This is a genomic window from Rhizobium sp. ZPR4 (assembly GCF_040215725.1).
In the GTDB taxonomy this organism is placed as follows: Bacteria; Pseudomonadota; Alphaproteobacteria; order Rhizobiales; family Rhizobiaceae; genus Rhizobium; species Rhizobium rhizogenes_D.
The window spans coordinates 161013-183641 of sequence record NZ_CP157969.1 but is presented as its reverse complement, the minus strand read 5'-3'; the positions used below and the strand labels follow the sequence as shown (position 1 = coordinate 183641).

At 58.5% G+C, this 22629-nt stretch carries 22 protein-coding genes; 7 read left to right on the top strand and 15 right to left on the bottom strand.

Going from position 1 to position 22629, the window contains the following annotated elements; all coding sequences use genetic code 11:
- The first annotated feature begins 22 nt into the window (after positions 1-22).
- Positions 23-931, top strand: coding sequence for a 5-dehydro-4-deoxyglucarate dehydratase (kdgD, locus tag ABOK31_RS28720; RefSeq protein WP_349962271.1), 909 nt, complete (start codon positions 23-25; stop codon positions 929-931).
- A gap of 72 nt (positions 932-1003) precedes the next feature.
- Positions 1004-2176, top strand: a complete 1173-nt coding sequence (locus ABOK31_RS28715; protein ID WP_349962268.1) for a lactonase family protein — start codon at positions 1004-1006, stop codon at positions 2174-2176.
- Positions 2177-2478: 302 nt separating this feature from the next.
- Here the strand turns inward: ABOK31_RS28715 and ABOK31_RS28710 are convergent, their stop codons facing one another.
- Positions 2479-3651 carry an AGE family epimerase/isomerase gene (locus tag ABOK31_RS28710; RefSeq protein ID WP_349962267.1) on the bottom strand — a complete coding sequence of 391 codons (1173 nt, stop codon included), beginning with the start codon at positions 3649-3651 and terminating at the stop codon, positions 2479-2481.
- A 407-nt stretch (positions 3652-4058) separates the two neighbouring features.
- Here ABOK31_RS28710 and ABOK31_RS28705 point away from each other — a divergent pair, with 407 nt between their 5' ends.
- On the top strand, positions 4059-4484 hold the full coding sequence (locus tag ABOK31_RS28705; RefSeq protein ID WP_349962265.1) for a DUF4168 domain-containing protein: 426 nt from the start codon (positions 4059-4061) through the stop codon (positions 4482-4484).
- 116 nt (positions 4485-4600) lie between these two features.
- On the opposite strand, the gene ABOK31_RS28700 is transcribed toward ABOK31_RS28705, so the two are convergent.
- Together ABOK31_RS28700 and ABOK31_RS28695 are read right to left on the bottom strand one after the other, a co-directional pair.
- On the bottom strand, positions 4601-5425 hold the full coding sequence (locus ABOK31_RS28700) for a hypothetical protein (RefSeq protein WP_349962263.1): 825 nt from the start codon (positions 5423-5425) through the stop codon (positions 4601-4603).
- Complete coding sequence (locus ABOK31_RS28695; RefSeq protein WP_349962261.1) at positions 5422-6549, bottom strand: LysM domain-containing protein; 1128 nt, start codon at positions 6547-6549, stop codon at positions 5422-5424. The genes ABOK31_RS28700 and ABOK31_RS28695 overlap by 4 nt, the downstream gene beginning before the upstream one ends.
- A 164-nt stretch (positions 6550-6713) precedes the next feature.
- On the opposite strand from ABOK31_RS28695, the gene ABOK31_RS28690 reads away from it, so the two are divergent.
- Complete coding sequence (locus ABOK31_RS28690) at positions 6714-6959, top strand: hypothetical protein (protein ID WP_349962258.1); 246 nt, start codon at positions 6714-6716, stop codon at positions 6957-6959.
- Here the strand turns inward: ABOK31_RS28690 and ABOK31_RS28685 are convergent.
- Entirely contained in the window at positions 6923-7723 is an 801-nt protein-coding gene (locus ABOK31_RS28685) for a prolyl oligopeptidase family serine peptidase (RefSeq protein WP_349962255.1), read from the bottom strand. The genes ABOK31_RS28690 and ABOK31_RS28685 overlap by 37 nt on opposite strands.
- 206 nt (positions 7724-7929) lie before the next feature.
- Here ABOK31_RS28685 and ABOK31_RS28680 point away from each other — a divergent pair, with 206 nt between their 5' ends.
- A complete protein-coding gene (locus tag ABOK31_RS28680) occupies positions 7930-8088 on the top strand; it encodes a hypothetical protein (RefSeq protein WP_349962252.1) in 159 nt (52 codons plus the stop codon).
- Here the strand turns inward: ABOK31_RS28680 and ABOK31_RS28675 are convergent.
- The 9 genes from ABOK31_RS28675 to ABOK31_RS28635 form a co-directional block, all read right to left on the bottom strand.
- Positions 8067-8732: an ATP-dependent Clp protease proteolytic subunit gene (locus tag ABOK31_RS28675; RefSeq protein ID WP_349962249.1), complete on the bottom strand. Its 666-nt coding sequence runs from the start codon at positions 8730-8732 to the stop codon at positions 8067-8069. The genes ABOK31_RS28680 and ABOK31_RS28675 overlap by 22 nt on opposite strands.
- Before the next feature lie 65 nt (positions 8733-8797).
- Positions 8798-9658 carry a hypothetical protein gene (locus ABOK31_RS28670; RefSeq protein ID WP_349962246.1) on the bottom strand — a complete coding sequence of 287 codons (861 nt, stop codon included), beginning with the start codon at positions 9656-9658 and terminating at the stop codon, positions 8798-8800.
- Positions 9659-9728: 70 nt separating this feature from the next.
- The gene (locus tag ABOK31_RS28665; RefSeq protein WP_349962243.1) at positions 9729-10721 is read right to left on the bottom strand and encodes an alginate lyase family protein; all 993 of its coding nucleotides are present in this window, start codon (positions 10719-10721) and stop codon (positions 9729-9731) included.
- 493 nt (positions 10722-11214) lie between these two features.
- Entirely contained in the window at positions 11215-11778 is a 564-nt protein-coding gene (locus ABOK31_RS28660; protein WP_349962241.1) for a T6SS effector amidase Tae4 family protein, read from the bottom strand.
- A gap of 6 nt (positions 11779-11784) precedes the next feature.
- Positions 11785-12438: a hypothetical protein gene (locus ABOK31_RS28655; RefSeq protein ID WP_349962238.1), complete on the bottom strand. Its 654-nt coding sequence runs from the start codon at positions 12436-12438 to the stop codon at positions 11785-11787.
- Between the two features lie 349 nt (positions 12439-12787).
- Complete coding sequence (locus ABOK31_RS28650; protein WP_174172498.1) at positions 12788-13819, bottom strand: ABC transporter substrate-binding protein; 1032 nt, start codon at positions 13817-13819, stop codon at positions 12788-12790.
- A gap of 35 nt (positions 13820-13854) precedes the next feature.
- A complete protein-coding gene (locus tag ABOK31_RS28645) occupies positions 13855-14625 on the bottom strand; it encodes an ABC transporter permease (RefSeq protein WP_349962234.1) in 771 nt (256 codons plus the stop codon).
- On the bottom strand, positions 14622-15440 hold the full coding sequence (locus ABOK31_RS28640) for an ABC transporter ATP-binding protein (protein ID WP_349962231.1): 819 nt from the start codon (positions 15438-15440) through the stop codon (positions 14622-14624). Before ABOK31_RS28640 ends, ABOK31_RS28645 begins: the two co-directional genes overlap by 4 nt.
- A 143-nt stretch (positions 15441-15583) precedes the next feature.
- Positions 15584-16282 (bottom strand): isoprenylcysteine carboxylmethyltransferase family protein, encoded by a 699-nt coding sequence (locus ABOK31_RS28635; protein ID WP_349962229.1) that lies wholly within the window; start codon positions 16280-16282, stop codon positions 15584-15586.
- Positions 16283-16441: 159 nt separating this feature from the next.
- On the opposite strand from ABOK31_RS28635, the gene ABOK31_RS28630 reads away from it, so the two are divergent.
- Complete coding sequence (locus ABOK31_RS28630; protein ID WP_349962226.1) at positions 16442-17389, top strand: bile acid:sodium symporter family protein; 948 nt, start codon at positions 16442-16444, stop codon at positions 17387-17389.
- Between the two features lie 73 nt (positions 17390-17462).
- Here the strand turns inward: ABOK31_RS28630 and ABOK31_RS28625 are convergent, their stop codons facing one another.
- Complete coding sequence (locus tag ABOK31_RS28625; RefSeq protein ID WP_349962222.1) at positions 17463-18080, bottom strand: 4'-phosphopantetheinyl transferase superfamily protein; 618 nt, start codon at positions 18078-18080, stop codon at positions 17463-17465.
- Positions 18081-18088: 8 nt separating this feature from the next.
- On the bottom strand, positions 18089-22132 hold the full coding sequence (locus tag ABOK31_RS28620; protein WP_349962219.1) for a Pls/PosA family non-ribosomal peptide synthetase: 4044 nt from the start codon (positions 22130-22132) through the stop codon (positions 18089-18091).
- Positions 22133-22310: 178 nt separating this feature from the next.
- Here ABOK31_RS28620 and ABOK31_RS28615 point away from each other — a divergent pair, with 178 nt between their 5' ends.
- Positions 22311-22628 carry a hypothetical protein gene (locus ABOK31_RS28615; RefSeq protein WP_234910232.1) on the top strand — a complete coding sequence of 106 codons (318 nt, stop codon included), beginning with the start codon at positions 22311-22313 and terminating at the stop codon, positions 22626-22628.
- Position 22629 lies beyond the last annotated feature (1 nt).

Sequence of the window (22629 nt, the reverse complement as noted above, 5' to 3'; positions counted from 1 at the left end):
CAATCGATAATAGGATTCCAAGATGAACCCGATTGAACTCAAAAAGATGGTTGGCAGCGGTCTGCTGTCCTTTCCCGTCACCCATTTCGATAGCGACCTCAAATTCGATGAGGCGAAGTACCGCCGCCATGTTGAATGGCTGGCAGGCTATGATGCTGCCGCCCTTTTTGCTGCCGGCGGAACGGGTGAATTCTTCTCCCTCAATCCCGTCGAAATTCCGCAGGTCGTTCGTGCCGCAAAGGCATCTGCGGGCAATACGCCGATCATCTCAGGAACGGGCTATGGCACGTCGCTCGCCATCGAGATCGCCAAGGCGGCCGAGAAGGCCGGGGCCGACGGTCTGCTGCTCTTGCCGCCTTATCTCATGTTTGCCGAACAGGCCGGTCTGATCGCTCATGTCAAGGCGGTCTGCCAATCCGTCGGGATCGGTGTCATTGTCTACAACCGCGACAATGCGGTGCTCAGTGCAGACAGCATAGCGCGGCTCGCCGACGAATGCCCGAATCTGATCGGCTACAAGGACGGCGTCGGTGAAGTCGACAAGGTAATTGAGATCACCACCAAGCTCCAGGATCGCCTGGTCTATGTCGGCGGCATGCCCACGCATGAAGTCTATGCCCAGGCCTATTTCGCGGCTGGCGTCACGACCTATTCCTCCGCCGTCTTCAATTTCATTCCCGCGCTTGCCCAGCGTTTCTATAGCGCGTTGCGGAGCGGCGATCAGGCAACCGTCGATGAAATCCTCACGGGCTTCTTCTTCCCGTTCGTCGCCCTGCGCAATCGGAAGAAGGGCTATGCGGTCTCGATCATCAAGGCCGGCTTACATGTTCTCGGTAAAGATCCCGGCCCGGTGCGTCCACCGCTGACCGATTTGACCCCGGAGGAGCTGGCAGCACTCGCCAAGATCATCGAGACGGCCAAGGCCGCGTAAAGCGGTAGCCAAACGGATGCAAATGATCGTCGGCAATGCCGACGATCGCTCTTTTGTGGGAGGAGGACACTCGTGGTTAGATTACCATCTGGAATTTTTGGCTCGGTCATCGCCGTCTCGGCAATGCTTGCCGCGGCGGACGTCGCGTTTGCCAGGACATTCGTCTATGTCTCCGCGGCGACGGACGGAAAGATCGACAGCTACAGCATGGACGAGAAGGCCGGCACCCTGACGCCAGCGGCGACCTTCGATGCGGGCAAGATGGTCATGCCGATGACCGTCGGCCCCGACAAGAAGCATCTTTATGTCGTCGTGCGCTCGCAGCCTTACCGGGTGCTAACGCTATCGATCGATCCTGCAACAGGAAATCTGACACAGGGTGCGGTCGCGGCCTTGCCCGACAGCATGCCCTATGTATCGACGGATCCCTCCGGACGCCTGCTTTTTACCTCCTCCTATGGCGGAAACAAGATCGCGGTCCTGCCGATCGATCCGGATGGCCGCGTGACGGACGGCACTCGCCAGATGATCCTGACCGGCCGCAATGCTCATTCGGTCGTCAGCGACCCCACAGGCAAATATGTCTTTGCGACCAATCTCGGCTCCGACGTCGTGCTGCAGTTCGTGCTCAATCCGCAGACCGGCATGCTGGAGCCGAACAATCCGCCTGAGATTGCCACCAAACCCGGCTTCGGGCCGCGCCATATCATTTTCTCTCCGGACGGCAAATCGGTCTATGTCGTCACCGAACTGACCGGCCACGTCATTCACTACAGCCTCGATCCGGCGAAGGGGGTACTCACCGAAATCGAAAGCGTCGCATCCGTTCCGGACGATGCCGGGCTGTCTCCGGGCATTGCCCCGCCGCCTCCGCCGCCGTTCAACGCCACGACGCCGGCAGCCGTACCTGTCGATGACGGCAAGCCGAAGGTCTGGGCCGCCGACATCGGCATCGCCCCGAACGGCAAATTCCTCTATACGACGGAGCGAACCACCAGCAAGATCGCGCTCTTCCATGTCGGGGACGGAAGCGGAAACCTCACCTATGTCACCAATTATCCGACCGAGAAACAGCCGCGCGGTATCCGCATCGATCCGTCGGGCCGCTTCCTGATCGCGACCGGGGAGAAATCCGACAAGATCACCGTCTATGCTATCGACCAGGCGAACGGCGCGCTCACGCCGATCGATCGTTATCCTGTCGACGCCGGCGCGAACTGGATCGAGATCGTCACTCTTCCTTGAAAAGAAACAAGGATCACAGCCATTCCGCCTTTGTATGCGGGATGGCTGTCGCTATAAATTCGGGTCGTCCGGTAAAGCTAACCCGCCCGACTCCCAGATGATTGTCTTCTCGCCATGTCTCATGTGCTCCTGTTTCGTTCGGCAGACCACTTCCGGGCGGATTTGCGCCAACCTCGGTCAGTCGCAGTCATGGCGAAAAGCCGTTTTTGACATTCCCGGCTGTCGGAATCGATTGTTACTCTATCGCATCGGCGGTCGTTGCCGACTTCGGAAGAAGTTCGCGCTGAAACGGATCTCGATGTTTATCGTCCGTCCAAGTGGATCAGTTCGGAGACGACCGTCCACAAGTGATAAAGAGAACTTGCAGGTATAGAGGTTGCGATCGAGCGCCCGCTAAGGTCAAAGCAGTCGCGCCAAGTTCCTCTGGGGGTGTGTGCAAGATAGGTTTCCAATAGGGCTGCTGTCAGTTGCTCTGCACGTTCAAGGTAGTCCGAATTCCCGGTCAGCCGTGCTTGCGTTATGTATGCCTTTATCAGCTCAGCTTGCGGCCATAGACGGCGACTTTGCTTTGTTGGAATGCCGTCAACACTGGTTTCGTCGATCAGGAAGGGCGTACCTGCATGCCTGCCAACCGAGAGGGTGTTGTCCAGTATCTTGGCTGTCAACGAGCTGAGGTCCCTTCCTGACCACTTCACATAGCGGCCAATCAGCCAAACCCATTCGGCCATATGGCCCGGCTCTATTCGTTCTGATCCATATATATCGCCGATCTCCCACGCAGGCCCGAAATACTCGCGAAGTGTGTTTGTGGCCTCGTCGAAAAAGCGGGATCGGAATAGCCCATAAAGTTCGCTGGCGCGGGCGATATGTGCGGGAGCGGCGTAAGCTTCCGCCAAGGCGAGAAATGATTCGAAACAGTGCATATGGGGGTTCTGCCGACGGGGGATGCTGCCGAGGCTGTCTTCCGCCCAGCCGCCGTGCGGGGCCGTCAACATAGCGTCCATCGCCGTGATCGTATCGTCGATCTGATTGCGGTACGTTGCCTTGCCGGTCGCCTGAGCGAGCCAGGTTAGCGCTAGAAGGACGCATGCATGATCATAGAGGTCGCGCTCGGAATCAACAACGGCACCGGTCGTGTAGCTAATGCTCCTTGGAAACCCTTGTTTTTGCGAGCCAATGCGCGAAGTTGCGGAGAGATTGGCAAAGGCGCGCTCGGCTTTCTGTAGCGATCCTTGCGGGGCAACGCCAAGCGCACTGGCGTGTGCGAAGACGTAGATCACGCGCGCCGCCGTTCTCGTGCGGACGATGCCGCTCGGATCTGCGGAGCCATCGATCTGCAAGCCTTCCATGAATTGGCCGGTGGCATCGTCGAAAGCGGATGAGATCCAGGTCGGTAAGACAATCTCGATGAAGTAGCTTTTGAAGTGAAGGAGAGATGCGTAGTTCTTCATCGCCGTTTGATTGGTGCTGGACAAGTTATCGTTCGCTATAGGGAAGGTGCGGACGGCAATAACATCGTCGTATAGGTTGTATCAATACTGTTTTATAAATCCGCACATTATTTAAGCCGCCGGAGCAGATTCCACTTATCCCGGGTCATGGCCTGCGGGAAACCAGCGGAATAGCGGTTCGGGCCACGAGGTCAATCCGGAGTTCTTTCCAAACTTCGGCGTAGGATTGAATCCCGACAGTGATCGCCATAAAGCTGCCGCTCTATGGCCAGGGGATCGCCGCGCAATTGCCTCACAGAAAACGTTTGACGGCCACATTGCCGCCGGATCGTTCCTCAACCCTAACCGCCGGCTAAATCTATACGATATGCCATCCTTCGCTCTACGCCGTCAAAGAGGTGTTCCCCCCGCACGACTAAAGAGGAATTGAGATGATTATTCGTCATATCCCCGCTGCATCGTTGACCGCTGCAGTCTTGAGCTTGATGGTTCTCAGCAATCAAGCGTTCGCACAGCAAGCAACACAAGAGCAGCAACCTGCCCAAGCGCAGCAGCCCGATAGCACTGCTACCGCTGCTACAGTCAGCGATCAGAAAATAGAGGCTTTTGCGGTCGCTTATCTCCAGGTGGACAAGATCAGGCAGGAATATTCGGCCAAGATCGGCGCAACACAGGATCCGACGGCGAAGCAACAGCTGCAGACCGAGGCAAGCAAGCAGATGGTGCAGGCTGTTCAGACCTCTCCGGGGATGTCGGTAGACGAATACAACGCAATTCTAACAGCGGCAAAGAAAGACCCTGCACTCGTCAAGAAAGTCCAGGACAAGATTCAGAAAACCGCACCTGCACAGCAGTAAACGACGGCACGATTTCCAGGTGGAGTGATAACAGGTCGATGCCGCGCCAAGTGCTGCAATCCTGGTGCAGCTTCGACCGGCTCTTCGTCGAGATAGCAGTGAGGCGATCGGCCGGTCTATCGCCCGGCTGCTTTCAGCAGGCCGTTTCGAGCGAAAGTCTCGCGCAATCGTTCGTCGACGGCGATGTAGGAATCGAGTGTCAGCGCGAGCTTTTTCGCAATGACCGGTACACTTTCGGCCAGCTTTGTCAGGTGTCCCGGGTCGGAAAAGGCGATTTCGGCATAGGTGTTGAAATCATTTTCTGAGGTCGTTGCGCCATAGGCGGAGAGAAAGCCGGTTTCCACCGGCGGTGCGGTCTGGCCATTACGAGCGATCTGATCGGTCGCACTGTTTTGAAATTGCCAGTCAGCCGGCTCAAGCGCGGTGAAAGCTCGCTGCAGGGCATCGTTGCGCAGCCAGATGAAAGAACTCGTTTCGTGGTGCACGCCAAGCTCTGCAGTCAGCCGACGCGTCTCGGCCGAGACGTTGGAGGGTGCGGCGAGGAATATCCAGTCTAGCCCATAAGTACCGCCAGCCTCGGCGCCGTCGATCAAGATCTTGCCAGCGATGAAGATCGCCTTGATGATCCGGCCGAGACATTGTTCCGGATAGGCTTCGAAAGCCTTGGCAATACCGTGCAGCGAGTCCTTTACGGCAGTGCGGTCGGCCGGGCTCAACGTGACGCCCTCTACTGGCGCATCGGCGGGTAGATAGGGCGGCACGTAGAAGGTCGAGGGATCGCCAAAGCCGATCGTCAGACCCTGTTGCCGACCAAGCTTGGCTGCATATGCATCAGGGTCGGCAATGGTATCCTCTTTCGGTGTCGACCGGCCGAGAAGGTAGGAACCGCTCCCGGCCAGAACCACCGCTGCGCCAAGTAGAAGGCGCCGTGAGACGATCAATGTGCCAACCCGACCCGGGCACCGACGTGCACGGCGGCCGGAACCATTGCGCGTGGCAGGGCTGTGGTGGCCGCACCGCGAAGCATCGCCAGGCCGCGCGTCAGCGAGGCGCCGGCGGCAGCAAAGGAGGCCGGATCATCGGCAACGCCGACGCCACCGGAGAAGAAATCCTCGACCAGGGTCCCGACGACAATGACGCCAGCGCCAATAACCAGGCCAGTACCGATGACACGGCTCCAGTTGGTCCCTTCCTCGGGCTCGCGGATACGCACCGCGTCACGCACGGCCTGGGGCGAGGGTGCCGACGGAGGAATGTGAGCCTTTGGCGTGATCAGAATGACGAAGGCTACGCTCATGGCGACATAGTGGAACGGGCCGATCCTGCCTTGCAGCTTGGGGAAGCGGACCTCGGCGCGCAGCTTCGGGATCGGGCTGCTGGAGCTGAACTCGACGCCAACTGCTGTGGCTGCCGCGTTCGGCGTTGTGCTCTGGCTGACCAGCATGGAGCGCACGGTCACTTCTTTTTTCTTCGAATCATAGATGAAGCGCGTGTCGCCGATGAGCTGGCCGAAGGCAACGTTGGCCTGCTGCGAGATCTGTGTCTCCAGCCGTCCGCCGTTGCTCACATAGGTTGCCGGGTATCGCTTGTCCGTCATCAGGACGACATCGCCGGTCATGCGGAACTCGATCGTCGCCGTTGGGGTCTCGATGACGGGCATCGTCAGATCGTTCAAGCGGTACTTGATCGAGATCGGCGAATAGATGTGCGGCAATTCCTTTTTCAGCTCCGTAGCCGGGTTGCCGGTACGTAGCGGCTGCGGCGAGGGAGAATGCGACGCCTGCGTGGTGGCGGACGTCGGGGGATTATGATGCTGCGAAGTATGATGCGTATGGTGACGGCCGTTGCTGCCATGCTCGCGCTGACCCGGCAGAACGGGAATCAGAATTGTGCTGCCGGCATGGATCAAATCCGGATCGGGAATTCCATGGCCGGTGGCGCGAATGACATCGCGGCGGTTGTTATAGCGCCAGATACGCGGCCATTGTGCGCCGTGGCCGAGATGTTCGTGGGCAATAGACCAGAGCGTATCGCCCGCCTTGACCTGATATCGTGTGCCGATCATCAATTTCCCCCGTGTGTTACTTAACGGAATAGGGTTGCTTAGCGGAATAGGATAGTTGGCTGGAGCGCCTGTCAACGCCGTATCAGTTTTTCGCTATCGTCATATGACAATAAGATTACTAATCATACCTGACGTAGAGATATTCCACCGTTAGGTGCATCCAAATGATCGCGCTGCCGATGGCCGCGGCGATGATTGGCGGCGCGGAATTCAGCGCGGGCGGAAATGCCGAAGCCCATTTTCACAGGGCCTGGAGGTGGCTCATCGATGGAATGGACCGTGCGCCGACCGGAGCCGGAGCGATGCGCTGCGTGCTGGTGGAGGCTGGCAAGCCGGAGCGGCGTATTGGTTCACAAGTCTGGCGTAGCCGCGGCTATTGGAGTTTGGCCCGGAAGAAGTTGATCAGCTGAGCATTCATGCTGCGGTGAAACGCTGCTCGATCGAAGCCATTCGGATCGGCGCATATGGCAGGCGCATGCTTGGCGAGTACCGCACTGCACGGCGGCAGAAAGTCATAATGCCCTGCGCCCGCCACGACATGCATCTCGGGTGGATGAGGCAATGCGGCGCGCACCGCCTCGTCGTACCAGGGATTGGGTTGACGGCGGTCATCGGCGGCGCGCCAGAGCTGGATCGGAACCGTTACATCGTTCAAACCGCCGTTCGAGAAAGTGAACCCAAATGCCGGAGCGGCGACAGCTATCGCCTTGATGCGCTGGTCTCGCAGCCAGGCATCGGGAGGAATCGGTAAAGCGGCCACAGAGCTTATGCCGGCGTTCATAAGCGTGGAGCACAGATCATGCGTGGGATGATCGCGGCAATAGGGATCGATCAGGCTCAGATCGGGTTTCCCTCCAGCAGCCACGAGTACGGTGAAACCGCCATTCGAGAAACCGAAGGCGCCTATCCGCCCGGAGTCAACGTGAGCATGATCCCGCCAATCGTCGAGGATGAAGGTGATCAGGCGATTCAGCTGTTGTGGCCGCCGCCACAGTTTCAGCACCTGTCGCTGATCGTCGAAAGTGTCCCCCGCATGGTCGACCGCGGCAACGACGAAGCCTGCTTGGGCAAGCGCAAGGGCGGTGTCGTAATGGCCGGCGAACGATCCCGCCCCGCCATGAGAAATGACGACCAGTGGCAAGGCGCGTCCGGCAATCGCGCCATCCGGCGCCACCAATTGGGTGAAGGTCTCCAAACGTGTCTCCCGGGGTGGGGCAAGCGTCGGATACCAGATGCCAGCGTGCAACGGAGGTTCGCTGCCGTTCGGAACGGTTATCTCCTGAAAGCCGACGAACGCATGATCTTCAGCACGAGCTGCACCCGAAAAGAGCATGACGAGTACAGCGGCGGTTTGCCACCAAAGGAGGAAAATCGACAGGATTGAACGCGTCTTTCCACTCATTGTCGGTCAACCTCGGTAAAATGCGCCAGCCGGTCGGCATCGCGTTCGGATTGTCATTCCGCGATAAAGCGGCGGCGCTTTTGATTGCCGCGAACGGGGCCATGTTTCATCAAAGTTACTTGCCGGCAGAGGACTGAACATAATAGAGGCCGTCATGTGGTTGCATGCTTATCTCACCGATCCGCGTTGCCAGGCCGATGCTTAATGCCTCCTGCGGTCTTACGAACCGGAGCTGCGGGCCGAAGAAATCGCCGTATTGCTTGTCGCCGAGTGTAAGTCGCTCCTTGAATATTTCCTTCATTCGATCATTGTCGATCTCAAGTACATTTGATCTCTCGGTGATCTCGTCCGGAGTAAGCTTTTCATTGCTGAAGTCTTCTCTGGCGGAGTGAAATGCAAACAGAGACTCTTTATTTGCAACTCTTTCCTTTCCGGCTAAAAACAAGAGAATTGCTGCCGAATCAACATTGGAAATAGCATATGTATTGATCGTTATATCCATGGCAGACAGCATGTGATATAAGGCAATTCCAGATGATATGTTCCCGCCATTGGAATTCAGCATAAGGTATATTATTTTATATCCCTTAGCTCTCAGGTCGATCAATCCGTTTGTCAGGCTAAGTGTCGATTTGTCGTCGATCGGTTGTGAGAAATACAAGTAAGCTGTCGATGTGCTATTTGCCTTGTCTTGAGCAGAGGCGAATTTGGGTTCAAGCATACCCGTAGCCAATGCAGATAGATACAGGCAGAGATCGCGGCGGTTCATGATTGCTGACATCAGATAGTCCTCCAATGGGATAAATACTTCGATGGAGCACGCGGCTCTCACAGGCACCGGCAGCACTATGCCAATGCAGTTATCTGAAAGCCGTTTGATTTCATGAGTTCCAGGATGCCGTCATTACCTAGTAAGACGGCCAGGGGAAGAAGGAGAAAATTCTTCGTCGAGTCAATTTTCAAGACCTGCTTCAGAAGTAGCGCCTTGAATTGCGGACCTGCCAGAGAACCAAGCGGACTGACCACTCCTTCTTTGGCTATTTCCTCTCGCAACTGCGTGATCTCAGATACACGCCGTTGCCTGTAAAGTGTTTCCATATAGCCACCGATAGGCCCCAGCTGGCGGCGTTTTTCGAGAAGATAGCCGATTTGATGTGCACCAACTGCTTTCAGTGTGAAAGTATCGGGTGGCGACCATATCGACATCAGGTCGGTATCGCTTATCAGCGGGGAGATTTGCTTTCCACCGGAGCGGACATGATCCATGATCACACCCTCGACGCTTGGCGCCCATGAGTGTTGTCCTTCGCCCATCAGCAGCAAGGCCACTACGTATCCTGGAAGACGTTCAACCGGGGAACCTGCTGCGGCCGGTATAATGCGGCGTAGATCGTCTGCATCCGCTGGTGTCAAATCGGGAAGAACCGGTGGCACTTGTTTTATATTCGTTGAGTACTTCAAGTGCGGGGCGTTCGGGCCGATGTCGGTATAGACTGAACTTGCCTGATCGGATATCCGCTCTCCATCGCGAACGATGTCGGATACCAGTGCGGCACTGATGCGTTCATAGCCGAAGATGGCGATTGATCGATCTGCCAGATTCGCTTGCCAGAATACTGCGTTATCTTCACTTGCCGCAGCGCCTCGGCCTGCCGGAACCGTCAAAGCGCAGGCCAGAATGGCAAACTGCCGACGTGTTAAATGCATGCTGATTCTCCATTGACCATCTCAGATGGGGCTGAAGCGCCGGTTGATCGGGTTGTTCCGGATATCACCACTAGGGATGCTCCGTTGTCGGGCGTCCGCTCCAGGTGGCCGTCACGTTGCCACCGAGCCGTGGGTTGATAAAAGGCCGCCGCTGAGCAATCAGGGCCACCAATCGTGGATCGCGGAAGCGAGCCTGATATGGCTCCATCCAGGCGAGATCGCCGGCAAAAGTCCAAGGGAAAAGATGTTGTGGAGTGGAAGTATAGGCTGAGAAGCTGCTTTGGCTGAGCACTGCATCGATCATCACATTTGCCAGATGTCGAATAGCCCCGTTGTTTTCCGAATAGAGGTCAACATGCCGCGCTTGCGCCAACTCCGCGGTGAAAACCAGCGGGATGAGCGCAAAATTATGATAATGAAGTGCTCGGTCTCCACGTTTCAACTCGCGTTCCAATGTGCCGTTCGGCTGGATATCCTTGATACCCTCGCGCGCACGAGCAATGCCGGCGTCGATGAGGTCGGGCCGTTTCGTCAGCGTTCCTATTGCCGTGAGATTCAGGCCTGCCCAGTAAACCAGATTGTTGTGCAGGCGGTTGATGGCATTCGCATCCCGCGTTCCGCCGGCTATCTCGATAAGCCATTTCGAGATAGCCGGCGGAACAGCGGGCGCATCGTTCTTTGACTGGGGAAAGAATCTGAGGAGAGCCAAGGCAAAGTCAGTTCCTGCCCATGAGCGCTCACAATATCCCTGATAGCCCTTGATCGGTGCCATCAAGGCATTCGCACGCGCCCAAATACCCAGAAGCTCGACCAGGCACGCTTTGTCGCCGCTATCGGCTGCCTTATTCACCTTTTCGATGAAGACGTGCAGCGGTTTTATCGCTCGGCCATAGCCATCGGGATCATCGTAGAAACCGGGTGGATCGATGGCAGAAATTGGCGGTGGGACCGTGCAGGTTTCCGCGCGTACCGCGATGGGAAAGGCGAAGACGAACAACATGCCGAGGAGCATTGTCGGATATATCCGCTTCTGGCCCACTGGCGTTTTGAATGATGCAACCATCCTCATTCTCCAGTATCGGACCGCAGCCTGCCTGGACCTCAACAAACCTTGTCATTCAGGTTCTCGTCAGATCTTGCGCTGCTTGAACGTGCATGCGATCGAAACCCGTCGGTCAATTTGAAAAAATTCTTCGCTGCCAGGAGCCAATGAGGTGACTTGTGGTTCGCATCCGGAAACAGCAACCGGAGCCACGAACTGCTGGCTAGTCGTGGTGGCAGGGCAGCTGCTCATTACAGTTGCCGGCGGCTGTCGGAAAATCTCTTGAGGCAGGCGTTTCATTTCCAGGTCGGTGAGGATTGCCTCTAGCTGGACCCGGAAAGATGGTTTGGCTAGCCTCGCCAGCCCGTGGGTGAATTTATTCGCTTGGCAGCTTCCATGGGCGACGGAAGCCGCTCTTCTTGTAAGGCCGCCCAATAACGGCCCCGGGATCTTGCTTCTCCCCGGTGGCGGTTTTCTTGGATTGGCGGGACTATTCTTCGAGCGAACAGTTTTGTCAGCGACTGGCCAAATTCGTCGTTCCGGGGCAAATCCAGAGCGAGACGCCATCGGCTATGGTGAAGAAGTCACGGTCCGGTCTGCTGGTACCGTCGAGCTCGTCATAGAAGGTCTGGCCGTCCCATAGATCGGCATGGCCAAGGGCGCGCGTGCCATCCGGATTCGGTCCGAAGACGATATCGAAAATGATAATCCCCTTCTTGCCGGCAAAACTGTCGCGGCTGACGGGCTTGCCTTTCACGATGAGGTCAGGAGCGCCGAGACGCTGCTTCAGCCACTTGTGAAATTCCTGAACCGCATAGGCATAGCGCAATCCATCTTTGCCCGCCAAGGTTCTCAAGCCCGGAAAATGGGCCGGAATCTGATAGCTGGAACCATAATTAAATGCGCGGCTCATGCGAAGGGTGCAGCTATCGCTGATACTGTTCATCGCCCAGTCCGTCGTAAGACCGCCGCCGATAATTTCCTTCAGGGGCTTCAACTTGACCCGTCTCGGGTCGGGATAATTCTTTACCAGATCATCGAAAGAGGGTCTCAAATGAGAACGTACCTGTTGATTCATCTTACGTCATCCTCCGGTTGATATTTTGGTCGCGTCTATATCCATTGAGTTGATGTATTGCGGATATTTTCCATCGCCTTTCTTGGCGGGAACTTGCATTTCGATCTTTTCGATATCCGTCAGCTCCAGCTTGTAGCCATGGGACTGGAAAGCCTGGGCGACGGGTGACGACTGAAGGATCGTGTTGAGCTCGGCCGTTACAACATCATTGAAATGGCCGCGCTTCGGTTGACCGGTCTTCGGATTCCAGTTGGCGTCCTTGTCGTGCAGCTTCGCCACCAGCTCCGTCGTCAAGCTATCCTTGGTTCCCGTCAGGAAGAGGGGAAAGGTCGCCGGCAAGTCTTTATGTTCGCTGACCAACTGGCTTAGCAAGCCATCCAGGAGCTTGCCCTGTTCTTCGATGGATGGAAGCGTCTTCAAAGGTTGGCCCGTTTCGCCGATGACGAAGACGACCGCGATACCGTCTTGCGGAGAGAAGTAGTTCAATTTTACCGGTACGCCATCCGCCGAGGTCGCCGTGTAGCTGCTCGTCGGCCGCGGGAGCTGAGTCCCGCTTGATGATTGGCCGGCATCATCGGCCCATGTAGGGGAAAGCGCGAAGGAGAGGATAAACAAGGCAATTAGGACGGGCGCCCGAAACACTTTGGCAAGTGAAGCCATGCCATTGGTACTCCATAAGTTTCCGCTTGAACTCCGGCATTTGACGACGAACAAAGCCGCCAAAAGGCACGGGCGACATAGCCTCGCAACACTTCCGATCACACTACAACGCCTGATCTAGGCCTCCGGTTGATTTTTTCGAGAGGGATGCGAGCTTTTAGTTGCCGTCCTCATCGCTCGGTGTGCAAATGCAACAGGCGGCTAGATCGATAGGCGAAAGCTTCCCCCGTAAGCATCACGCTGGCCCGTCGACGCTTGCTCAATCTGACAGAGATTTCGGTTCGATCACCCCGAGCTGTCGGGGGTCAGGCGTGCCCGGCCAAAATGCCGGCCACGCCTGTTGCTTCCATCAGGTCTTTGCGGCCTTTGCGAAGGTCGGATCGAATGTCTTGTCGAAGGGCACGTCGGCATTGGCGAGTTCGGGATCGAGCGTCTTCAAGACGCCCATCATGGAATTATAGCCTTCCATCGTGACCATGCCGTCCGGGGAATACATTTCCTTGGAATTCTTGAAGGCCTGCATATAGAGGTCACGATTGCCGAGCAGGTACTCTTCCGGCACGACGCCGGCGACATCTTCGGGGCTTGCCGTCGCGATCCATTTCAATGCCTTCATGAAGGCATTGACCGTCCGCTGCGTGGTGATCGGATTCTCTTTAGCAAATTCGCGCTTGATGTAGACGGTCGCGGCCGGGTTCGGGCCGCCGAAAAGCGCGCGGGTGCCGGCTTCGGTGCGGGTATCCAGAAGGACGGTGATGTCGCCGTCATATTGCAGCTGCGCGATAACCGGATCGAGGTGGGAAAGACCGTCGATCTGACCGCTCTTGACCGCGGCAACCGCGCCGGCTCCGCCGCCGACGCCGATCAGCGACGCATCGTCGGTCTTCAATCCGTTCTTCAGCATGGCATATTGGAACATCAGCGCCGTCGAGGAGCCTGGCGCGGTCACGCCGATCTTGCGACCCTTCATATCGGCCATCGACTTGATCTCGCCGGCGAGATCCTTGCGCACGGCGATAACGATGCCCGGGAAGCGGCCGAGATTGCAGATCGCGACGATATCCTGCCCCTTGTTCTGCATACGGATCGTGTGTTCATAGGCGCCGGCGACGACATCGAGCGAGCCGCCGATCAAGCCTTCGAGCGACTTCGAACCGCCGGCGAAATCATTGATGGTGACGTTGAGACCCTCTTCCTTGAAGAAGCCTTTCCGCTCGGCGATGGTCAGCGGCAGGTAATAGAGCAGCGGCTTGCCGCCGACACCGATCAACAGATCCGGCTTTTCCGGTTTCGCATCCTGTGCCGCGGCGGGGAGGATGCCGGTAAGCGACGCGCCGATACCGAAGCTTGCCGTCCCGATCAGAAATGTCCTGCGTTCCATGTTCCTTTTTCCTCCACTTCACTATTTTCCATGTGCTACTGGCCGCGCCAGGCCAGCAGGCGCCGTTCGACCATCGTCATCGCCCAGTCCACGAGCAGGACAAAGGCGGTCAGAACTACCATGCCCGCAAAGACGCCCGTCACGTCAAAAACACCCTCGGCCTGCTGGATGAGATAGCCGAGACCCGCGGCAGAGCCCAAATATTCACCGACGACCGCGCCGACGACGGCAAAACCTACCGAGGTATGCAGGCTGGAAAACACCCAGGAAAGTGCGGAGGGCAAATAGACATGGCGCAGCAGCTGGCGCTCGTTCATGCCAAGCATGCGGGCATTGGACAGGACCGGCTGGCTGACTTCCTTGACGCCTTGATAGACGTTGAAGAAGACGATGAAGAAAACCAGCGTGATGCCAAGCGCGACCTTGGACCAGATGCCGAGGCCGAACCAGAGCGCGAAGATCGGGGCGAGAACGACGCGAGGCAGCGCGTTTGCCGCTTTCACGTAAGGATCGAACACCGCGGCGATCAGCGGCCGGCGCGCGAACCAGAAGCCGAAGACGATGCCGCCGAAGGCGCCGAGCAGGAAAGCGAGGATCGATTCCGATAAGGTAATCCAGAGATGATACCAGATCGATCCGCTGGCGAACCATTGGATGACACGCTGCGCGACCTTGAGCGGATCGGCAAAGAAAAAGGATATGGTCTTCGGGTTGCCAAAGAGGCTGGTATTTGTTGCAAGATGCCAAAGGACCAGAATGACAAGCGCCACCAGGATCTGCAGCAGGAGAAGGAGGGAGCGGTTCATGCGACCTCCCCACTGCTCTGGCGATAGGCCGTCATCACTTCATCGCGCAGCGCCTGCCAGATATCGCGATGAAGCCGGTTGAAGACGGGATCGTGGCGTATCTCGCCGATATCGCGCGGTCGCTCCAAAGGCACCTTGAAATCGCCGATGATGCGGGATTTCGGACCGGCTGACATGATGACAACGCGGTCGGCAAGGCCAATAGCCTCATCGAGATCGTGCGTAACGAATAGCACGGCCTTGCGGTCCTCGGACCAGAGCTTGAGCAGGAGGTCGCCCATGATGAGGCGTGTCTGCGCGTCGAGCGGTCCGAAAGGCTCGTCCATCAGGAGCAGTTTCGGATTGCGGATGAGCACCTGGGCGAGACCGACGCGCTTGCGCTGGCCGCCGGAGAGCATTCGTGGGAAACGATCGGCAAATGTCGCAAGGCCGACACGCCCCAGCCAATCGCGGGCGATCCTTCTTGCCTCGGTCGTATCCGTTCCCGCGATCTCGAGTCCGATCGCAACATTCTCGAGAACCGTTTTCCACGGCATCAGCGAATCCTGCTGGAAGAGATAGCCTGCCTGCCGATTGATTGCCTTCAGCGGTTGGCCGAAGACTTCGACCGTGCCGGAGGCCGGCGTCAAAAGGCCAGCCGCCGCGTTCAGAAGCGTGGATTTACCGCAACCCGTCGGGCCGACAATGGCCACGAACTCATGCGCCTCTACATCCAGATTGGTCGCCGCTACGGCGTCGAACCGTGCCTTGCCGGCCATTTCAAAGGAAATCGCCACCTGTTTCAGGCTGACCGCCCGTACAGCCTCCATCGTCATGCCTTGCTGTTCCTCCCGGACATCCGCCGATTTGCCGAACGTCTGGCATTGCCATTTCCGAACAACAGATCAAAGCAGGTCGTGCCAGTCAATATGCGATCGGGCGCGCAGTTCGTTATGCCGCAGCGGAAGGCGGCAAGGCTCTACCAGAGACCGGGCAGCAATCGGAACCGTACGCGCCTGGCATAGTCGGCATAGCCCTCCAGCTCGGCTTGCAGCAGCGCGTCTTCCCAGCTTGTGCGCAGGATCAGCAGACCGCTTGCCCACGCGGCTGGGGTTAGAGCCCACCAAGAACCGATCGCCAGTGCCAACCCGGCAAAGATCATGATCGCGCTGACATAGCCGGGATGACGCACGAATGCGTAGGGACCATTGCTGATGACATGCTGGCCACGTTCGCGCTGGAGGCGGACACCGGGCTCGAAAAAGCGATTGACGGCTTGTGCCCATGTGCCGAGCGCAATGCCGGCGGCAAGCAGGATATAACCCAGGATCACGATGGAGATTGGCATTGCCGACCACGCCATCCTTCCGACATCCAGAGTTCCAAGCGGTATTTCGGCGATCATGCCAAGGCACATGAGCGAAACCAGGATGAGGTCCCAGCGTTTGGTCCCGGCCTGGAAGCGGCTGCGCGCCCTGAAGATCACGGGGTTCACGCGACGCATGATCAGCGTCGCTATCCCATAGCTTACCACAAGGAACGCGATAAAGACCCATCCGGGCACCCAATCGAGGCGGCCGGCAGGCAGAAAGACAAGCACGAGCAGCGCCAGCGGCAGGCCAATGGCATAGGATATGGCCTTCGTGCGGGACATGGGTTCCGGTTCGGTGACAGTCATGTATTGGCTCCTTGCAGGGCAAACCTGCTGCGCCCTTCGATGGATTTATGCCGCATAGATGATGGAAGCAGACGGATCGGGCAATTCGACGCCTTGACACGCGGAGCGCCGGGTTTAGACCGGCCATATATCATTATGCTCCTTCCCCCCGGAGATCCCATGAAATTCCTGGCATCCTTTTCCGCCTTCGTCGGCAAGACCTTTTCCATATGGGTCATCCTGTTTGCGGTTCTCGGTTTTTTCCTGCCCGATGTCTTCAAGCAGTTTGCACCCTGGATCGTCGTGCTCCTCGGCATCATCATGTTTGGCATGGGACTGACCATATCCGGAGACGACTTTCGCGAGCTGGCGCGTCGTCCGCATGAGGTCGCGATCGGCGTCATCGCCCATTTCGGCATCATGCCGGCACTGGCACTGCTTTTGACGCGGATCATTCCGATGCCGCCGGAAGTCGCTGCCGGTGTCATTCTGGTCGGCTGCTGCCCAGGCGGAACCTCGAGCAATGTCATGACCTATCTCGCGCGTGGCGACGTAGCGCTGTCGGTCGCCTGCACGAGTGTGACGACACTTGCCGCGCCGATTGTCACGCCATTCCTTGTCTGGATGTTCGCGAGCCAATATCTGCCTGTCAATGCCTGGTCGATGTTCATCAGCATCGTGCAGGTCATCATCGTGCCGCTGCTGCTTGGCTTCATCGCGCAAAAGGCCGTGCCTGGCCTGGTTCGCAGGGCGATCCCTGTTCTGCCTCTCGTCAGCGTCATCGGCATCGTTCTGATCGTTGCCGCCGTCGTCGGTGCCTCGAAGGCGGCCATCGTGCAGTCCGGCCTGCTGATTTTCGTCGTCGTCGTGCTGCACAACGGTCTCGGCTACCTCTTCGGCTATTATGCGTCGAAGGTGCTTGGGCTTAACTTCTACAAGCGCAAGGCGCTGGCGATCGAAGTCGGAATGCAGAATTCAGGTCTGGGCGCTGCGCTCGCAACCGCCTATTTCTCGCCGATCGCTGCTGTTCCGAGCGCGATCTTCTCCGTTTGGCATAATATTTCCGGCGCGACCTTGGCAAACTGGTTTGCCTCGCGCGAAGACGCAGATGCGCCCCCGCGGCCCTGATATCGACACGGTATGACAAGCCGCGGCTTCAAGCCGCGCTCGCCCGCAATGCTTGCCATCAAGCGACGGCCGTTCAGCTCATATCCCTGGCAAGGGCGCAATAGACGGATTGAGCCGCGGCCCCGCCAAACCGGGTCACGGTGAGTGCAATCGGCGGCAGCCGCGATCCGGCGTCAAGCTGGATGATTGCGCCATCGGTGCGGAGGAGGTGCAGTTGCGCCGCCAGATCGGGTTCGTCCAGCCCGTCGAAAATGCCGCGGCCGCTGATCTTCAATGCAGCCTCCTTGGCGACCCACAGCCGGTAGCAAATCTCCAGTGCCGCCGCGCTATCGAGGGCGGCTACCGCGGCCGCTTCCTGCGGTGAGAAGTGATCGGCGGCAAAGGCCACCGGTTCGAATCCGTTGATATCTTCGATCTCTATATCCACACCGACAGCGCCATCAGGCGCAAAGCCCGCCAGCAGCAGATCGGCGCGATGCGAAAGCGAAATACCCAGTTCGTGATAGGGATGCCTGAGCGCCGGCCGTTCACTTGGCCGGCGATAGATGGAAAGATCGTCCCGCTGTGTTGCTGTTCTCAAGGCTACTTGCGCGACCTTATCACGCTCTGCTCGTCCGCCCGGCATCGGGCGGACAAGGATGGCGATCGCATTTGCGACCGTCAGGACGACCTCAAATCGAGGGGCCGTCATGCCGCTGCTCACGCGGCGGCGGAGGGCAGGGTCTCTTTCCGAGCAACCGGGGCCTGCTCCTGCTCGGCTTGAACCGCCTGGGCGGGGGTGCCGACCCATGACGTTCCTTGCGGGATGGCTTCACCCTTCATGACCAGGGTCAGCGGTCCGATCTCAGCGAAATCGCCGACATTGGCCTCGTACAGGACGGTGCTTCCCGTACCGATGGAGACGCCTTTGCCGATCATGATGCGGCCGACCTTCATGATGCGGTCTTCATAGAGATGGGTCTGCGGGCAGGATCCCATGTTGAGTACGGCATGGTCGCCGATATGGGTGCAATCGAACTCGCAGATATCGGTGCTGTTGATCCATGCCCCCTGGCCGATCTTGGTGCCGAAGGGACGGAGCAGCCATGGCAGGAAGGGCGTGCCGCGCAGATAGTCAAGCAGCATCTTGCTGGCGAGCCCGCCGTAGAAGACCGCGACGGCCTCGGTACGCATTGCCCACCAGGACCACATCGGCCGGTTCATCGGCTTGTAGGTACCGATGAGCGTCCATTTAAAGGCGACGGCGACCAGATACAGGATGCCCGAAGTTGCGAGGCCGGAAGCCATCAGCGTCCAGAACAGTCTTCCCCAAGCGCCATCATCGATCGCGCTTGCCATCATGTCGGACATTGCGAGCGCCATGACGATGAGAATGGCGGTTGGCAACGAGGTATGCATGGCTTCGAACACGATGCGCACAAGGCGCATACGCAGCGGCGGTGCATAGGTGGCGGACGCAGCCGCCTGCAGCCTCTCGCGCGTCGGGAACTGGAAGGCAGGGCTGCCGCACCAGGTTTCACCTGCCTTGACGTGCATGGAGTCGGGCAGGCGCGTCTTGATGCCGACGAGTGAATCGCTCTCGATCACGGCACCTTGCGAGATGACGGAGGAGTTGCCGAAGAAGCAGCGATCGCCCGTCTTCAGGCGCTTGAGTATCATCCAGCCATTCTGGATTTCCTCGTCGCCGAAGATGGTCTCGTCACCGATGAAGTTGTCGCGGCCCATTTCGATGAGGTCGTAGCGACCGGCGAAGTTTGCCGAGATTTCCGTACCCTTGCCGATCTTGGCACCCATCAGGCGATACCAGTTGCGCATGAAGACGGTGGCGTAGAGCGAGTTCAGCGTTTCCAGCATGGCCTCGGTGGTCAGGCCGACAACCCATTTGCGGAAATAGAGATTGCCGAAGATCGAGTAGCGGCCGGGTACGACGCGGGGCAGCAGCACCCAGCGCAAGACCACGACGACAGCCATGGACACGACGATCAGCAGCAGGGAAGCCGGCCATGAGAGTGCGGCGATCATTCCCCAGGACAGGGCTTCGTCGGAGCCAGGTGCATAGATCTGCTGTACGGCAGAGAACAGGTAGAAGGCCGGGAAGATCGGCAGCAGGCCGACGACGAGGCTGAGATTGTAGGCAACGAAATAGGCGGCGAACTGGAACACGCGTCCAGCGACGCCGAGTTCCGGATGCGCCGGCATTTCCTCATGTTCCGCATGGCCGGTCTGGCGAGCGGGCGAACCGTCCCAGCGAGTATGGGCCTCGACATGGGTGCCGGCGGCAATTGCCGTCAGATCGCCGATGACGGCGCCGTCGCCGATTTTGACGTTATGGCCGATGACGGAGCCGTTGCCGATCTGTACGCCATCGCCGATATCGATCGTGCCGACATGGATCTCATTGCCGATGACTTCGACATTGGCGAGCTTGATCTTGACGCCGAGGCTGGATCTTGCGCCGACGCTCACAAGGTCGATCGCGCCTTCCTCGAATTCGTCGATCATCGCATCCTTGCCGACCCTGGCGCCGAGTGCGCGCATATAGACGCGGATGAGCGGCGAGCCCTTGAGGAATTTCGGAGCGGTGAGCTGGACGATGCGTTGCATCAGCCAGATGCGGAAATAATAGGCGCCCCACAGCGGATAGACGCCAGGGCGTGTGCGGCCGATGACGAGCCATTTGAGGGCAACGACAACCAGCTTCTCGCCGAGATTGAGAGCGAGATAGACGCCGCCCAGAATGAGAATTTCATTCCAGACCGAGGCGCCGTCATCGATCAGCAGGATCGAGGCGAGCAGCAGGCCGATCCATTGCAGCGTTGCGATCGCGACGATGAAGGGCAGCACCACCGCTTGCGCCAGACCGCAGAGGAAGCGCCGGCGCCACGGAACCGGGTCGAAATTCTTGCGCTCCTGTCCGGAAGTACGCTCCGTGCGCTGCTCCAGGATCGCCGCGATGCCACGCAGGGTGCGGCCGGCATAGACGTCGCGCAGGGCGATGCCTGCCAGCAGCGGGATCTTGCGGACTTCGGAAACGAAACGGGCCGCGAGCATGGAGTGACCGCCGAGCTCGGTGAAGAAATCGGCTTCGAAGCTGATGGAGCGCAGGCGAAGCGCCTCCGTGGCCGCTTTCAGCAGCTGGGCTTCGGTCCATGTGCGGGGCGGCTCTTGTGCCTGCGTCGACTGGTCGGCGACCAGAGGGATTGCGGCAAGCGTCTTGCGGTCGATCTTGCCGGAGGAAAGCCGCGGCAGCGACACATGGCTGTGCCAGGCGGCAGGCACCATATAGGGCGGCAGTTTCGCGGCGAGCACTGTGCGCGCCTTGTCGCGATCGAAGTTGCTGCCTGTCGTGACGACATGGGCGACCAGCATCTCCTCGCCATCCGGCGGCCGATGTACGACCACGGAAGCAGCTTTCACATCGGCGAGCTCACCGACAACGATCTCGATCTCGCCGAGCTCGATGCGATAGCCGCGTATCTTGACCTGATCGTCGATGCGGCCGAGGAAATGGAGCTGGCCTTCTTCGTCCATCAACACGGCGTCGCCGCTGCGGTAAAGTACCGGATCGTTATGGGGCGCGAAGGGGTTGGCGATGAACTTGGCAGCGGTCAGCTGCAGCAGGTTTCTGTATCCGGCAGCAACACCCGGTCCGCCGATCAGCAATTCACCGGTATCGCCGCGCGCTACAAGCTGCAGGTTTTCATCAACGACATAGGCGGTCGTGTTGGCGATCGGGCAGCCGATCGTGATGGGTCGGGAAGGATCGAGTTCGACGTAGGTTGCAACCACCGTCGTCTCGGTCGGGCCGTAAGTATTGATCAGGCGCCGGCCGGCTTTGGAGAAGCGGCTGACGATTGCCGGAGGGCAGGCTTCGCCGCCGACGATGATGATGCGCAAGCTTTCGACATCGCGTTCCAGCATGGTGAGCAGGGTCGGCACGGTATCGATGACCGTGATCTTTTCCGCTTCCAGCACATCGGCGAGCCTGTCCAGCTCGGCCATGACGGCAGATGTGGCAACCTTCAGCGTCGCGCCGACCAGATAGGGAACGAATATTTCTTCGAGCGAAAGGTCGAAAGCAACTGAGGCCTGCTGAAGAACGACATCCGATTCGACCATGCCGAGGACATCGTTACCCGCCCGCAGATAGTGGCAGATATTCCGGTGTGTGATGACGATGCCCTTCGGCTTGCCCGTGGAGCCGGACGTATAGATGGCATAAGCGGGATCGCCGTGAGTGGCGACCCGCGGTGCAATGCCATCGTCATCTTCGGCGAACAGCGTCTTGAGGAGCAGTGTCTGACCATCGAATTCGGGTGCGAGCGCCGCCTTTTCGTCATGCGTCAGCAGCCATTTCGCGCCGCAATCGGCCAGGCTGACAGCTACGCGATCGGCAGGAGCGGACGCATCGAACGGGATATAGGCAGCTCCGGCCTTGAGAATCGCCAGAAGCGCGACATGTAGCTCAAGGGAGCGTTGGAACCACAGGCCAACGAAATCGCCGGGGCCGATACCACGACGGCCGAGCGCACGCGCCGCCTCATCGGAGAGCCGGTCAAGTTCGGCATAGGTCATCGCCTGGTCGGTTCCGATCAGGGTCAGTGCCGTCTTGTCGGGGCTGCGGGCAACCGTTGCCTTGAATATGTCCACCAGGGTTTCATTGCGGACGAACTCAGGCCGAATGCCGCCTGAGGAAACCGAGAGGCTGGCATTTGGGGTAATCGACGAGATCTGGATAGTCATGGTAACTTCTGCGAAACGAAACTCGACACAATCAGCGTGCCATCTATCAATGCTTATACACCCTTCAATTTGCAGCTCTCTTACGGGCGCTGTCAGGGAATTGTAATGTTGGGAAAGCTATGTTTGGATCGGCGTGGGGCGAGCCCCGTGTGCTATCTCGGAAGAAGGATTGATATCGTTGCGCATATTCGGGCGAAGAGCCGGCTGGCACCGCTGGCTGTCCGTTCTCTTGGTGACGGCATTGCTGAGCTCGCCAGGCATGGAGGCATTAGCTCGTTCGCATAGCAGTGTTCTGGTCGAAGATGCCGGTACCTTGCGGCCGCTGCGCGAGATTTACGCGGTCGTCGCGCGTGAAATGCCGGGAAAGGTGCTGCGAATCAAGCGGGTTCGCCGGGCTGGGCGTCAGGCTTATGCCGTGCGCGTATTGAAGCCGGATGGCAAACGTGGTGACATAGTGCTCGACGGTGCAACACTCGCCGTGATCGAGAGACGCTGAA

Bases quoted from the DNA above. Each gene is read 5' to 3' on its own strand.
- kdgD (WP_349962271.1), top strand. From the start codon at position 23: ATGAACCCGATTGAACTCAAAAAGATGGTTGGCAGCGGTCTGCTGTCC.
- ABOK31_RS28705 (WP_349962265.1), top strand. From the start codon at position 4,059: ATGATTATTCGTCATATCCCCGCTGCATCGTTGACCGCTGCAGTCTTG.
- ABOK31_RS28695 (WP_349962261.1), bottom strand. From the start codon at position 6,549: ATGATCGGCACACGATATCAGGTCAAGGCGGGCGATACGCTCTGGTCT.
- ABOK31_RS28690 (WP_349962258.1), top strand. From the start codon at position 6,714: ATGATCGCGCTGCCGATGGCCGCGGCGATGATTGGCGGCGCGGAATTC.
- ABOK31_RS28675 (WP_349962249.1), bottom strand. From the start codon at position 8,732: ATGTCAGCAATCATGAACCGCCGCGATCTCTGCCTGTATCTATCTGCA.
- ABOK31_RS28670 (WP_349962246.1), bottom strand. From the start codon at position 9,658: ATGCATTTAACACGTCGGCAGTTTGCCATTCTGGCCTGCGCTTTGACG.
- ABOK31_RS28665 (WP_349962243.1), bottom strand. From the start codon at position 10,721: ATGGTTGCATCATTCAAAACGCCAGTGGGCCAGAAGCGGATATATCCG.
- ABOK31_RS28660 (WP_349962241.1), bottom strand. From the start codon at position 11,778: ATGAATCAACAGGTACGTTCTCATTTGAGACCCTCTTTCGATGATCTG.
- ABOK31_RS28655 (WP_349962238.1), bottom strand. From the start codon at position 12,438: ATGGCTTCACTTGCCAAAGTGTTTCGGGCGCCCGTCCTAATTGCCTTG.
- ABOK31_RS28650 (WP_174172498.1), bottom strand. From the start codon at position 13,819: ATGGAACGCAGGACATTTCTGATCGGGACGGCAAGCTTCGGTATCGGC.
- ABOK31_RS28645 (WP_349962234.1), bottom strand. From the start codon at position 14,625: ATGAACCGCTCCCTCCTTCTCCTGCTGCAGATCCTGGTGGCGCTTGTC.
- ABOK31_RS28640 (WP_349962231.1), bottom strand. From the start codon at position 15,440: ATGACGATGGAGGCTGTACGGGCGGTCAGCCTGAAACAGGTGGCGATT.
- ABOK31_RS28635 (WP_349962229.1), bottom strand. From the start codon at position 16,282: ATGACTGTCACCGAACCGGAACCCATGTCCCGCACGAAGGCCATATCC.
- ABOK31_RS28630 (WP_349962226.1), top strand. From the start codon at position 16,442: ATGAAATTCCTGGCATCCTTTTCCGCCTTCGTCGGCAAGACCTTTTCC.
- ABOK31_RS28625 (WP_349962222.1), bottom strand. From the start codon at position 18,080: ATGACGGCCCCTCGATTTGAGGTCGTCCTGACGGTCGCAAATGCGATC.
- ABOK31_RS28620 (WP_349962219.1), bottom strand. From the start codon at position 22,132: ATGACTATCCAGATCTCGTCGATTACCCCAAATGCCAGCCTCTCGGTT.